This window comes from Sulfurospirillum sp. MES (genome assembly GCF_000789415.1).
Classification (GTDB): Bacteria; Campylobacterota; Campylobacteria; order Campylobacterales; family Sulfurospirillaceae; genus Sulfurospirillum; species Sulfurospirillum cavolei.
Genome location: NZ_JSEC01000002.1, coordinates 23,476 through 37,205, shown reverse-complemented (window position 1 = coordinate 37,205; position 13,730 = coordinate 23,476). Strand labels below are relative to the sequence as shown.

General features: G+C 44.3%; 15 protein-coding genes. 11 read left to right on the top strand and 4 right to left on the bottom strand.

Annotation, left to right across the window (positions count from 1 at the left end; all coding sequences use genetic code 11):
* Positions 1–31: 31 nt before the first annotated feature.
* From OA34_RS03775 to OA34_RS03760, 4 genes are all read right to left on the bottom strand, one after another.
* Positions 32–829, bottom strand: coding sequence for a GGDEF domain-containing protein (locus tag OA34_RS03775; protein WP_039672619.1), 798 nt, complete (start codon positions 827–829; stop codon positions 32–34).
* A gap of 95 nt (positions 830–924) precedes the next feature.
* On the bottom strand, positions 925–1,854 hold the full coding sequence (gene cysK / locus OA34_RS03770) for a cysteine synthase A (RefSeq protein WP_039672617.1): 930 nt from the start codon (positions 1,852–1,854) through the stop codon (positions 925–927).
* Between the two features lie 13 nt (positions 1,855–1,867).
* Positions 1,868–2,281: an Rrf2 family transcriptional regulator gene (locus OA34_RS03765; protein ID WP_039672615.1), complete on the bottom strand. Its 414-nt coding sequence runs from the start codon at positions 2,279–2,281 to the stop codon at positions 1,868–1,870.
* A gap of 9 nt (positions 2,282–2,290) precedes the next feature.
* Complete coding sequence (locus tag OA34_RS03760) at positions 2,291–3,553, bottom strand: O-acetylhomoserine aminocarboxypropyltransferase/cysteine synthase family protein (RefSeq protein ID WP_039672613.1); 1,263 nt, start codon at positions 3,551–3,553, stop codon at positions 2,291–2,293.
* 472 nt (positions 3,554–4,025) lie between these two features.
* Here OA34_RS03760 and OA34_RS03750 point away from each other — a divergent pair, with 472 nt between their 5' ends.
* The 11 genes from OA34_RS03750 (at position 4,026) to OA34_RS03700 (ending at position 13,660) form a co-directional block, all read left to right on the top strand.
* On the top strand, positions 4,026–4,304 hold the full coding sequence (locus tag OA34_RS03750; RefSeq protein WP_039672609.1) for a DUF2018 family protein: 279 nt from the start codon (positions 4,026–4,028) through the stop codon (positions 4,302–4,304).
* Positions 4,297–4,755, top strand: coding sequence for a hypothetical protein (locus OA34_RS03745; protein ID WP_039672607.1), 459 nt, complete (start codon positions 4,297–4,299; stop codon positions 4,753–4,755). The genes OA34_RS03750 and OA34_RS03745 overlap by 8 nt, the downstream gene beginning before the upstream one ends.
* A gap of 15 nt (positions 4,756–4,770) precedes the next feature.
* A complete protein-coding gene (locus OA34_RS03740) occupies positions 4,771–5,664 on the top strand; it encodes a polyprenyl synthetase family protein (protein WP_502685200.1) in 894 nt (297 codons plus the stop codon).
* Positions 5,664–6,968 carry a glutamyl-tRNA reductase gene (hemA, locus tag OA34_RS03735; protein ID WP_039672605.1) on the top strand — a complete coding sequence of 435 codons (1,305 nt, stop codon included), beginning with the start codon at positions 5,664–5,666 and terminating at the stop codon, positions 6,966–6,968. The genes OA34_RS03740 and hemA overlap by 1 nt, the downstream gene beginning before the upstream one ends.
* The gene (locus OA34_RS03730) at positions 6,965–8,668 is read left to right on the top strand and encodes a proline--tRNA ligase (RefSeq protein WP_039672602.1); all 1,704 of its coding nucleotides are present in this window, start codon (positions 6,965–6,967) and stop codon (positions 8,666–8,668) included. The genes hemA and OA34_RS03730 overlap by 4 nt, the downstream gene beginning before the upstream one ends.
* A complete protein-coding gene (locus OA34_RS03725) occupies positions 8,665–9,090 on the top strand; it encodes an FxsA family protein (RefSeq protein WP_039672600.1) in 426 nt (141 codons plus the stop codon). Before OA34_RS03730 ends, OA34_RS03725 begins: the two co-directional genes overlap by 4 nt.
* Complete coding sequence (locus OA34_RS03720) at positions 9,041–9,901, top strand: DsbA family protein (protein ID WP_286682829.1); 861 nt, start codon at positions 9,041–9,043, stop codon at positions 9,899–9,901. Before OA34_RS03725 ends, OA34_RS03720 begins: the two co-directional genes overlap by 50 nt.
* A complete protein-coding gene (gene hemC, locus OA34_RS03715) occupies positions 9,898–10,842 on the top strand; it encodes a hydroxymethylbilane synthase (RefSeq protein WP_039672598.1) in 945 nt (314 codons plus the stop codon). The genes OA34_RS03720 and hemC overlap by 4 nt, the downstream gene beginning before the upstream one ends.
* Positions 10,843–10,851: 9 nt before the next feature.
* Positions 10,852–12,660, top strand: coding sequence for a menaquinone biosynthesis decarboxylase (locus OA34_RS03710; RefSeq protein ID WP_039672596.1), 1,809 nt, complete (start codon positions 10,852–10,854; stop codon positions 12,658–12,660).
* Between the two features lie 139 nt (positions 12,661–12,799).
* Positions 12,800–13,393 carry a hypothetical protein gene (locus OA34_RS03705; protein WP_039672594.1) on the top strand — a complete coding sequence of 198 codons (594 nt, stop codon included), beginning with the start codon at positions 12,800–12,802 and terminating at the stop codon, positions 13,391–13,393.
* Positions 13,394–13,660, top strand: coding sequence for a CBU_0592 family membrane protein (locus tag OA34_RS03700; protein WP_286682828.1), 267 nt, complete (start codon positions 13,394–13,396; stop codon positions 13,658–13,660).
* Positions 13,661–13,730 lie beyond the last annotated feature (70 nt).

The window sequence follows — 13,730 nt, the reverse complement described above, 5'->3', positions numbered from 1 at the left end:
GGATTATACAAAAAGAGCGGTAAGACTTGGTTTAAGCAAGGAACGTAGCGGTGTTTTTGCCGGCGGCTTTAGAGATGTAAAGGGCTTGATCGGCACGTTGAAGCATCGTGTTGAACGTATCTTCGTCTTTATAAGCGGTATAGCCGATACTGAGGTTGATTTGGAGCTCTTGGGCTTCGTTATTGCGCGAGACCGGAATCGTTTTGTGGTTGAACTCCTCTAAAATGCGATTGACGACCGTCGAAGCCGCATTTTTATCGTTGTCGACGATACACAAAACAAACTCGTCGCCTCCGAAACGTCCGATCGTATCGCACGAACGCAGTAAACGCTTAAGCGTATGCGCCGTTGTTTTGATCGCTTCATCGCCGATGAGGTGGCCGTAGGTATCGTTAATCGGTTTAAAATCGTCGATGTCCAAAATAATCAGAAAAAGTGCTTGTGCCGAGCGTTTGATCTTTTGGATCTCTTGATGGACGACGGTAACGAACATCAAGCGATTATACAAGCCCGTCAATCCGTCGAAGTGGGAGAGATTTTCCACTTCGACGTACGATTTGTTCAAAAAATATGCCAAGAGCGTGACCAAGCTCGAGATGATGACGGTAAAGACGAATGCATAAATGAGCGTATGATAAACGATGGTTTGTTGCATGCTCAGCCAATTGGGAATGTAGGTCTCATTCATAAAAGAGAGGGCTAAGTAGTGTTCGACATGTTGTTGATGGAGCAATAAAACGGGTACGGTACTCATAAAAAGATTGATGATAAACGTCATCGCGCCTAAAAGAAGCGGTCTTTTAAGCATGGTTTTCGGTAGGTGTTTCATTCGTACGCACGCCCCTTTACGTCGATACGAGATAGTAGCATAAAATGCGTAAAAGCATTCTGTTTTTTTGAAAATTGAAACGTAAAAGAGTCGGGTTACGACTCTTTATACTCATACAAACCCGAACTTAAATAACGCTCGCCCGTATCGCATAAAATCGTGACGATCGTTTTGCCTTTATTTTCCGGACGTGCGGCTATTTGCGAAGCGACGTAGACGTTTGCTCCGGCGGAAATGCCTACTAACAATCCTTCGCGTTTTGCAAGGTTTCGCGAAGTTTCGATAGCATTGTCGTAACTGACTTTAACGACCTCTTGGTACAACTTCGTGTCCAAAACGGCGGGAACAAATCCGGCACCGATACCTTGAATTTTATGCGGTCCTGGATTTTCGCCCGAAAGTACGGGAGAAGTGTCCGGTTCGACGGCGATAATTTGAATATCGGGATTTAACTCTTTGAGGCGTTTTCCCGTTCCCGTAAGCGTACCGCCCGTTCCTACGGCGGCAATGAGAATATCGACTTTACCGTCGGTATCTCTCCAAATTTCTTCCGCGGTGGTGGCATAATGTGCAGCCGGATTGGCTTCGTTGGCAAATTGTTGCGGTACGAAAGCGTTTGGAATCTCTTTGGAAAGTTCCGTCGCTTTTTCCACTGCGCCTCGCATACCGAGCGTTGGTTCTGTCAGTACGAGTTCCGCGCCTAAAGCCGCTAAGAGTTTACGTCGCTCTAAGCTCATGGAACTTGGCATCGTCAGCATCAGTTTGAGTCCGAGGCTTGCGCACACGGTTGCCAAACCGATACCGGTATTGCCGCTGGTAGGCTCGATAATAACGCTATTGCGGTCGATAAGACCTTTATCGAGTGCCGTTTTAATCATATTGAAGCCGATGCGGTCTTTGACCGAATGCGAAGGGTTTAAAAATTCGCATTTGCCTAAAACGAGTGCCTCGGAGGCGTTAGAAGCCGTATTGAGCTTCACCAAAGGCGTATTGCCGATGAGTTCGGTAACGTTTTGTGCGTACATGTGAATTCCTTTCTTAAATAGAATAGTTGAGTTGAGCGTTGAAACGCTCGATGTAAATCGAAAAATCGGATAACGGAATCGTAAAGATCTCTTGAATTTTAGCATTGCTTTCTTCATAAAAGAGTTGCAATACGGGATCTTTGATTTCGCTATCGACCACCGTGATTTTTCCTTCCAACGCGATTAAAATATCTTTGATCAAAATATCTTGCGCGTTTTTAGCCAATAAATAGCCTCCATAGGCTCCTCGGACGCTCGTAACTAAACCGGCTTGACGTAATAAGATTAACAGTTGTTCCAAATAGTTCTGCGGGATATGCGCCCGATGCGAAATCTCTTTGATTTGCATCGGCTTTTCGCTTTTGGCTAAAAAGAGTTGGTACATCGCATTGAGCCCGTACATTCCTTTGGTTGAGAGTAATGACATGTAAGCTCCTTATCCTAATGCAATTTTCAAGTCTTCGATTAAGTCGTCGACGTTTTCAAGTCCGATGCTTAGACGAATTAAACCTTCTTTAACGCCCGCTTTATCCAACTCCTCTTTTGAAAGTTGTTGGTGTGTCGTACTAGCCGGATGCGTGATGATCGACTTGGAATCGCCGATGTTGACGACGACGCTAAAGAGTTTGGTCGTGTTGAGAATGTGTTTGGCAAACTCCAATCCTTCGACTTCAAAACTCAGCAAACCCGATGTTTGTGCGTTTTTAAAATACCGTTGGGCTCTTACATGTAAAGGATCGCTTTGCAATCCCGGATACGAAACGTTTTTGACTTTGGGATGCGCTTTTAAAAATGCCGCGACTTTATGCGCATTGGAAGAGTGCTCTTTCATGCGTAACGCCAAGGTCTCCAACCCTTGAATCAACAACCAAGCGTTATAGGGCGATAACGTTGCTCCGATATCGCGAATGAGCGACAAGCGAATCCTGAGTGAAAAGATCGGGAAAGGCAAGGTCGCATACACTAAGCCGTGATAACTCTCGTCGGGTTCGTTAAAATGCGCATAACGCGGATTGCCGATCAGCTTGGCATTTAAGCCTTTGGCTTCAACGATTAAACCGCCGATAGCACTGCCTTGTCCGTTAATGTACTTGCTCGCGCTGTGAACGCTAACGTCGATGCCGTTTAAGAGCGGTTGAAATAAAATCGGTGTCGCGACGGTATTGTCGCAGATGCTCACAACGGCGTATTTTTGGGCAATTGAGACGATTTTTTCGATGTTCGGGACGGCGATTTGCGGATTGGAGAGCGATTCAAAAAAGATCGCTTTGGTCCTATCGTCGATTAACGCTTCCAAATCATCGGCATGATCACTTTCAAAGACTTTTGCGTGAATGCCGAAGCGTTTAAGCGTATGGGTGAGAAGCGTCGTCGCTCCGCCGTAAATTTTTTTGGCCACGATGATATTGTCGCCGGCTTCGGCTAAATTGGCGATAGCGTAAAAAATGGCGGCTTGTCCGCTGGCGGTCGCAATAGCCGCTTCACCGCTTTCCAAAGCTGCAATACGCGCTTCCAATACGTCGGTAGTCGGATTGTTAAGCCTTGTATAAATAGGTCCGAGTTCTCTCAGGGCGAAACGATCGGCGGCCGTTTCGGCAGAACCGAAATCGTACGCCGTCGTTTGATAGACGGGAACCGACATCGTACCGAACGCTTGTTTATCGTAACCGTAGTGAAGAGCAAGTGTTTCTTGATGCATGTTCAATCCTTTTTGAGTTTTGCTGATGACAGTATAGACAAATTTTTAACTATTGTCAAGTATCTTTATAAAAAAACTAGAGATTTAATTTTTCTTCTCGTTAGAAAGATAAAACATGTGTCTTGGTGTCGGATATACCATGGAAAAAGATCCAAAGGATTCTCAAAGAAGAGGGCAGGGGATAAATGACGACAGTTCACATGTCAGGAAAGATTTGAGCCGTAATAATACGCAACGATTATTTTTTAAGCAACGAACTAACGGGATATTTTATACAGATTATTATACATATTATTTTATGTAAATAGCTATTTATAGGCTTTTGTCGCACTGTAAATTAATGGCGAAAGAATGGGGTAAACTAACGCCGTGTTAGTCGAAACGTCGCCAAAAAGCTTGTATGGCAGAAGCCCTTTTTCAGAAGAGAAAAGCTATAATCGAAGAGAACGTTTAACGATTTGAGGAAGCAGCGATGTTATATGAAGACGAAGACGATTTTTTAGTAGGCTCCGCAAAAAGTAAATTTTTCGATATTGTTTTTCACGCCAACAAGACCTTGGTCGAGCAAAAGCTTTTAGAAACGATCGATCGTTTCAGTGCTATGGAGCTTTTATTGGAAAAGATATTAGGCGAAGAAGAGGCGTACCGCGCGATTGAAAACGTGCTTGTCGAAGAACCCGATGCGATTTTAAATCGCAATAACGACTTTTTTATCGCCGCCGTTGGGGAAATATTAACTCAAAATGAGTAAAATAGCCTTTTTGTTTGGTGTCGTCGCGCTGGTTATTTCCATCGCCGATGCCGAAATTTACAAGTACGAGCATCGCTTTATTTTGAAAAAAGACGAGCAGGGGTTGGTATTTATCAATCATAAAGAGGTCACGAAAAAGCCGACGGCCGACAACCCGAACAATGAATATTTGCTTCGGCTTCGTTGGACGCTTTTTACCAACGATATGTTGACGCTTTTAGTCAACTATCGAGGCTATCCGACGCAATATATTTTAGAAAAAAAGTATCCGTTGCAAAACATCGTCGTTCCTTTATTGCCTGTCGGGGTGAATCCGATAACGTCTCAAACGTATGCCCGAATACAATTTTACGATTTTAATCAAACCGGAAAAACGGCGTATATCGATGTTTCGATTGCCGATGAAGCCAATAGAATAGAAGTAGAGTTTAAACCGAAAAAAACAGAGTAGGGTAGGAAAAGCGTGCTGGAAAAAGTCGAAAATGCGATGCTGGAAATGGTCGCCTCTTTAAAAGATGCGAGAAGTGTTGAACTGTTTCATCAAGTTCCAAAAGGTAAGCGATTACGCGCGAAGTTGATTTTAAAAATTGCGGGCGCAAGCGAAGAGTCTATTCGTTTGGCGGCGATCGTCGAGTTGATTCACGCCGCGAGTTTACTGCACGACGACGTTATCGACGATGCGTTTACCAGACGCGGAGAAGCTTCCTTGAACGCGCTTTTCGGCAATAAAACCGCAATTATGCTCGGTGATATTCTGTATTCCAAGGGGTTTAGTGCACTGACGTTTTTACCTCAAAAAATTGCTTTTACGATCTCTAACGCCGTTTCGCTTCTTTCGGTGGGCGAGCTTTTGGACGTTGAACTTGCCGATGCGTTCAATGCGGATGAAGAACGCTATATGGACATGATTTATAAAAAAACCGCTTCTTTAATTGAAGCATCTGCCGCTTCTGCGGCGATTCTTGCAGGCAAAAATCCCGATATTTACGCTCTTTACGGAAGAAACTTGGGTTTGGCGTTCCAGATTATCGATGATATTTTAGATATTACCCAATCGAGCGAGACGCTCGGAAAGCCTTCTTTGAACGATTTTAAAGAGGGTAAGACGACGTTGCCTTATTTGTATACATACCGAAAATTAGACGCAAAAGATCGTTCCGTTTTGCTTTCACTGTTTGCGAAGCCTTTGGACGAAACGCAAAGTGCGTGGATTAAACAAAAGATGGCTGAAACGCAAGGACTTGAAGATGCCCTTTCGTTTGCGAAAAAGCTTGGATACGAAGCCTTACATGTGATTTCAAACGAAGAAGACGTAGGACTCGGCGCGATTATGCGAGAGATGATAGAGAGGAAATTTTAATGCATTATATGACAGTTAGTTTTACCCATAAAAATACCGATATTAAAGTTCGGGAAAAATTGGCGTTTAACTCCGAAGAAAAAAGCATTCATTTTATGACGGCTTTGAAAGCGTGCGCTGCGGTGAACGAGGTTATCTTACTTTCGACATGTAACCGCGTCGAGATCATCGCCAGCGTCTCGGACGTCTCTTCCGCTTTAAGCGATACCTTTGATCTGCTCTCGCACGTATCGGGTATCGCACGAGAAGATTTGGAAGGAAGAGCCGACGTGTATGAGGACAACGGTGCGATTCATCATCTTTTCACCGTCAGCTCTTCTTTAGACAGCTTGGTTATCGGTGAAACCCAAATCGCCGGACAACTTAAAGACGCGTTTAAATATGCGTTTGAACACAACTTCTGCGCTCAAAAACTCGGTCGCGCGATGCATCATGCGTTTCGTTGTGCGGCGGAGGTTCGCAGTCGTACCGATATTTCCAAAAGTCCCGTTTCCGTTTCGAGCGTTGCGGTCAGTAAAGCCAAAGATTTGCTCGGTAATTTAGGCGGACTCACCGCATTGATCGTGGGAGCGGGGGAAATGAGTCAATTAGCGGCAAAGCATCTGATCGCAAACGGGGTCAATTTAATTATTATTAACCGTAACATCGAGCGTGCGCAAGAGTTGGCGAACGAATTGGGCGAACTTGCCACCGTAGCACCGTATGCGAAACTGACGGAATTTATCAATCGCTACCGTTTGGTTTTTTCGGCGACAGGCGCGCCGCATAGCGTGATTACCGACGATATGGTCGAAGAGAGGGATTTCTCGCGCTATTGGTTCGATATTGCCGTTCCGCGCGATATCGACGTTAACGAGCATGCCCATTTGCATGTTTTTGCCGTCGACGATTTGGAAGAGATCGTCAATCGTAACATGTCGCTTCGCGAAGAACAGGCAAAAGTCGCCTACAGTATCGTCGGGCGCGCTACTATGGACTTTTTTAAATGGTTACAGAGCATGTGCGTCGATCCGATTATTAAAGAGATTCGAGACCATGCCAAAACCTGTTCGATGCAAGAGTTGGATCGGGCGGTAAAAAAAGGCTATATCCCCGAAGAGTTACAAGATCAAGTTTCCAAAGTCTTGCACCACGCCTTTAACTCTTTTTTACATTCCGCAACGAAAAATCTTAAAGACGTCGCCGAAAAACCCGAAGCCGATACGATCGTACAAGCGGTTCAATATATTTTTGATATTAACGAAGACCAAACCAAACAACTCAATCTTTATAAATGTGAATACCAAATGGGAGTACTGAAATGAAATTTTCCAAACTCTATGCACCGACGACCAAAGATGCGCCTAAAGATGCGACGCTTCCTAGCCATCAGTACTTGGTGCGCGGCGGTTTTATCTCGCAAGTCGGAAGCGGACTGTATAACTTCCTACCGATGGGAAAAATCGTCTTTGATAAGATTAAAAACGTCGTCAAAGAAGAGATGGACAAAACCGGAGCGCAAGAGATCCAAATGGACGTGGTAACGCCTGCGGAACTCTGGAAACAAAGCGGGCGTTACGATGTTTTCGGTAAAGAGTTATGCCGTTTTAAAGATCGCAAAGACAATGAGTTCGTTTTAGGACCGACACACGAAGAAGTGGTCGTAGACATCGTTCGCAATCGCATTAACAGCTACAAACAGCTTCCGCTTCATTTGTATCAAATCACGACGAAATTTCGCGACGAAGCCAGACCTCGTTTTGGCTTGCTTCGCGGGCGCGAATTTACGATGAAAGACGGTTACAGTTTCCATGAAGACGAAGCATGTATGAAACAAGAGTTCGACGTGATGGAAAAAACGTATACTAAAATTTTTACGCGTTTGGGGCTTGATTTTCGAGCGGTCGAAGCCGACAGCGGTGCCATCGGCGGAAGCGGTAGCAAAGAGTTTATGGTGCTGGCGCAAAACGGCGAAGACGACATCGTCGTATGTCAAAGTTGTGCGTACGCCGCCAACGTCGAAGCGGCAAAGCGAGCGCCTAAAACGACGAACGCCCAAGCACCCGAAGCCAACTTCGGAAAGTTTAAAACACCCGATATGAAGACGATTGACGATGTCAGCGATTTTTTCAAAGTCGATCCGTTTTACAGTATCAAAGCCGTCGTGAAAAAAGCAATCTATGTCGACAAAGAAGAAGTGGTCGTCTTTTTCGTTCGCGGCAACGACGAACTTCAAGAGACGAAAGCGCAAAATGCGTGCGGTGCTTTGGATTTGGTCGACGCAAGCTTGGAAGAGGTTGAAAAAGCGGGTTTATACGCCGGCTTTATCGGACCGATCGGTTTGGAAAACGTCCGTTTTTACATCGATTTCGAACTCAAAGAAGCAAAAAATCTGATCTGCGGAGCAAACGAAGTCGATTACCACTTCGTCGGCGTTTCGATGTTTAATTTTAAAGAAGAGCGTTATAAAGATTTGGTCTCCGTTCATGCCGACGATCGATGCGCGTGCTGCGGCGGTGTACTTCACGTGACCAAAGGAATTGAAGTCGGGCATATTTTCCAGCTCGGACAAAAATACGCCAAAGCGATGGGTGCAACGTTCTTGGATAAAAACGGTAAAGCACAACCGTTTTATATGGGCTGCTACGGTATCGGCGTAAGCCGATTGGTTGCCGTGATGATTGAGTCCAGTCATGACGATAAAGGATGCATCTGGAACAAACAAACCGCACCTTACGTCTTAGATATTATTGTTTCCAATAGCAAAGACGAGGCACAAAATGCATTTGCCGAAGCCATGTATACGAAACTTCAAGATGAAGGCGTGAACGTTTTATGGGACGATCGCAACGAACGTTTCGGCTTTAAAATGAAAGATTTCGAATTGATCGGTTTTCCGTATGCCTTGATTGTCGGTAAAGAGCTGGAAGAAGGTTTCGTCGAGATCGTCGAGCGCAAAACATTGGACAAAACCGTCGTCAAAAAAGAAGACGCTTATGCCGCGCTCAAAGAGCTTCTCGCGTGAAATATTTTTTAATCTATCTGTTCTTGGAAGTGGTCGTAACAGTCAATATGACCTCGTGGATCGGCGCGGTAGCAACGTTTGTCGAGATGGTTTTTTCCGCCTTGGTCGGGTTAATCATTCTCGCCAATATGCGCGTGACGTTGATGCAGAACATGAACGCTTTGATGCAAGGAGAGATTAGCCTGTCGTCGTTTCAACGTTTGAATCTTTGGACGATCGTCGGCGCGATTTTATTGATTTTACCCGGTTTTTTAGGCGATATCGTAGGACTTTTACTCCAATTTAGCTCTATGATGACGCTGATTGTATCCAAACTTTTACATGTCGGCGAGGAAAAAACGACACCTCGCCATTTTAGCAAAGGAAATCACGATGAAATTATCGATGTTGAAGTTATTGACGATTCTCGCACTCTTAAGTAACTTTTCTCTCTTTGCGGCGGCGGAAAAGAAAGAATCCTCCGATCAAAAGGTACTCGCTTTTTTAGAACAAGCCGTGAGTAATAACGAAAACTATACGCTTGAAAAAGCGACGATCGTCAAAAAAGAACCGCTCAAAGAGATCGCCGGATGGACGGCTTATTTCGTGCGTATCGATTTGAAGCTTAAAGACGGCAGTAAGACCGTATCGCTTAGCGACGTTGTTTTCTCCGACGGCGTGTTGTTTAGCAAAGATTTTACGGCGTTGGGAAGTAAACGAAGCATTAAAAGTCGTTTTTCGCTCGATATGGACGCAAAAGCCTATGATAAAGAGCATCTTCTTTTAGGCAATTTCGACGCACCGCATAAGTTGGTCATCTTTAGCGATCCTTTATGCCCGTTTTGCATGGATTTCGTACCCGAAGTGATTGAGGATGTTCAAAAAAATCCTGAAACGTTTGCACTTTTTTATTATCACTTCCCGCTTTCGATTCATCCGGCGTCTCCTACGTTGGTGAAAGCGATACTCTTAGCCGAGGAGAAGGGCGATAAAGCGATCACGCAAAAAGTCTATAAGGCGTATTTGGATATTCAAGAAAAAGACGAACAAAAGATTTTAGATATTTTCAATAAAACATTCGACAAACGCTTTACGCTCCAAGAGATCAACCAAGCGTCTATTCTCAAGCGTTTGAACGACGATCTTGCTTTCGCTCAAACGATGATGGTTAACGCTACGCCGACGATTTATATTGACGGAAAAAAAGACGATACGAAAAAAGTGTATAAAACGTTTATGAAAGAGTCCAAATGAAAAAACTAATCATTGCAACCCGCGGCAGTAAACTCGCCCTTTGGCAATCCGAACACGTGAAAGCGGAACTGGAAAAAGCACATCCTAGCTTAGAAGTCGAACTCTCCGTTATGATGACCAAAGGCGACAAAATTTTAGATACGCCCTTAGCCAAAATCGGCGGTAAGGGACTCTTTACGAAAGAGTTGGAAGAAGCGATGCTTCGAGGCGAAGCGCACATTGCCGTGCACAGCCTTAAAGACGTTCCGATGGAGTTTCCAAAGGGCTTAAAACTGGGCGTTATCACTAAGCGCGAAGATGTGCGCGATGCGATGCTTTCCGAAAAGTACGCCTCCTTGGAGACTTTACCTCACGGTGCGGTTGTCGGAACGACGAGTTTAAGACGTCGAATGCAGCTCCTTAAACTTCGCCCCGATTTTGTGATCAAAAACCTTCGCGGCAATGTCAATACACGCATTCGTAAGCTCAAAGAGGGCGAATTTGACGCGATTATTTTAGCGAGTGCCGGCATTAACCGTTTGGGATTGGCACATGAAGTGGCTCATTTTGTTCCTATTTCCAAAGACGTGATGATTCCTGCTTCCGGACAAGCCGCTTTGGGTATCGAAATCGTCGATGATCCCGAAGTTGAACGTTTGGTATCGGTCTTGAACGATCAAAATGCGATCATTGAAACGCGCGTAGAACGCGATTTTGTAACGATTTTGGAAGGCGGTTGCCAAGTCCCCATCGGAGTCAATGCCGAAATTGAAGGCGAAAACTTACATGTCAAAGCGATTTTAGGAATGCCCGACGGTTCTGAAATGATGAGCGAATCGATCACCTCGACACGTGCCGAGTATGCAAACGTCGGCAAAGCATTGGCGCAAAGCGTGCTGGAGCGTGGAGCGAAAGCACTTTTAGAGCGTGCCGAAGCAATGGCACTCAACGAAGTCTTTTAAGGAAAACGTATGGAACGCGTGATTGCACTGCTCCGCCAAAACGATTTGCTACGCGTCATCGACGATAAGCTTGATATTGACCTTGAAATTCCTCATTTAGCGTACATTGAAGTGAAAAAAGAGGATTCCAAGGCGCTTTTATTTACCAAACCCGTCAGTAAGCGTTTGGGAAAAGCCTTTGATATGCCGGTGTTGATGAATGTTTTTGGCTCGAAGAGGGCGACCGAACTCATTTTCGGGAAACATCCCGACGCGGTTGCCAAGCAAATCGAATCGTTGATGCATATGAAACCGCCTTCATCGTTTATGGATAAACTCGGCATGCTCGGAACGCTTTTCAACCTTAAAAACGCACTTCCAAAACGCCTTTCCAAAAAAGGTACATGTCAAACAAAAATCTACCAAGAACCCGATCTTTACGATTTACCGATCTTAACGACATGGCCGCAAGACGGCGGACCGTTTATCACGATGGGGCAGGTCTATACGCAAAGTTTGGACGGTACGAAACAAAACTTAGGCATGTACCGCCTGCAAGTCTATAGTAAAAATCGTTTGGGAATGCACTGGCAGATTCACAAAGACAGCGCACATTTTTTCCATGAGTACAAAAAGGCAGGGCAAAAAATGCCTGTATCCGTGGCTATCGGAGGCGATCCTTTGTATATTTGGTGCGGTCAAGCACCAATGCCCATCGGTATGTTTGAACTCTTACTTTACGGCTTCATCAAAGATCAAAACGCGCGTTTGGTCAAATCGTTGACTAATCCGATTTATATTCCCGAAGATACGGACATTGTGATTGAAGGGTGGGTCGATCCAAGCGTGATGGAAATCGAAGGGCCGTTTGGTGACCATACGGGCTACTACACGCTTAAAGAGCCTTATCCCGTGATGGACGTGAGTTGCATTACCGCTAAAGAAAAACCGATCTATCAAGCCACCGTAGTGGGTAAGCCTCCTTTGGAAGACAAATACATGGGCTGGGCGACCGAGCGTATTTTTTTACCGCTTCTCAAGACCACCGCACCTGATCTGATAGACTACAATATGCCTGAAAACGGGGTCTTTCATAATCTCATTTTAGCCAAGATGAACGTACTTTATCCGGGGCATGCCAAACAGTTTATGCATGCGTTTTGGGGTGTAGGGCAGATGAGCTTTGTCAAGCATGCGCTTTTTGTCGACGAAAAAGCACCGGATCTTAACGATTATGAGCAAATCAGCGATTATATTTTAAACCGTGTGTGTGCCAAACGATTGTTGATCAGCGAAGGCGTTTGCGATGCCTTGGATCATGCTTCGCCCAATGCGCTTTTCGGCGGAAAACTTGGGGTCGATGCGACGGGTGAAGCGGTGGAAACTGGCGTAAGAACGTTACTGAGCGATCAAGAATTATGGCTCAAAGTTACCACGCTTGTTCCCGAAGTCAAAGCTTTAAAACAATATAAAATCCATACGAAGACGCCGATATGTGTTTTAGCAATTGAGAAAAAACGAAACGCACACGACGTTTTTGAAGCCCTTAAAGCTTTTAGAGAGCATATCAAGTTTTTTGTCATCGTCGATGATGCTTCCAACAACGTCGATAACGCTTACATGTTGATTTGGCGTACGGTTAATAATATCGATGCGTTGCGCGACATTTTTATCGACGGTGAATTGATCGGCATCGATGCAACGACGAAAACGGAACTTGAAGGCTATACCAGAGAGTGGCCTGAGGACACCGTATGCGATCCTATGATCATTCAACGCCTGATTGAACGAGGTCTTGTCAAAAACGACCCGATTTTTTTGAAACATTTTCAGATTTGATTTAATAAACAGTATATCATTATTTTATAAAATAAAGTAATGATATACATCTCTTTGCTTCACGGTTGCGTTTTGCCTTCAGTATTGAAATATTTTAAATAAAATTATAAAATGATGTATTTCGACTAAGGATTTTACGATGCAAATCTCTTATAAGCCTTTAGTAGAGCGTTTTTCAATTCCTCGACCTACCTTAATCGAGTGGCAGAAGAGGGCAGAAGAAAAAGAAAATTGGCGTGTGAAACATTTGGCGTATCTTCGGATGCAACTTTGCGTTGAAAAAGAGACGTGTGCTGAAATTAAAAAATATGCTCCGTGCCCGGAAGAACTCTTCTTGCTTTGCGTTTATCTCTTTTTTTATACTATCGACTCTTATATTCCCAAAGATGACCTCATGCGAGGCTTTCGCGCTTTTGCGCTCGAAGTGCGAAACGGCGTTGAATATCAGCACGAATTTGCCGGACGAATCTGGTCGCTACGTATGGGCGAGGAATCAAGTAAAAAGATGGTCAATTATTACCGTTTGTTCGATCTTTTAAAACATCTAACGGCGGCACAGTATGCCGTACTTTTGAGTGCGGCGATAGAATTTGTTCATGCGGCAAAAAGCAAGTACCGCATCGATACGAAAGCATGTTTAGAAGGCAAAACGTGGCAAGAGCTCTTTACCTACGATAAGGCGTTTTCGCTTAAAAGCATCGAAACATTTTTTAAAAATAAAGGGATTTTATAAATGGCGCATATCGAGATGGATCTGTTTCAATGGCTTGGATTTGGAGGAATGCTCTGTATCGTTCTTGCTTATTTTTTGTTGCAAATCGGTAAATGCGACGTGCATTCTTTGACGTATCAGCTTTTAAATTTAACGGGAGCCGTTGCACTCATCGTCTCGCTATACGTTCATTTTAATTTAGGGTCGTTTCTAATTGAAATTTTTTGGATCGTTATTACCGTATACGGCATCGTTAAAAATCTTTCGAATGGGTACAAAAAGTGCTAAAATGCCATATTTTACATATAATAATACATAAAATATGCTTTAAATAATAAAATTTATTATATGATATTTA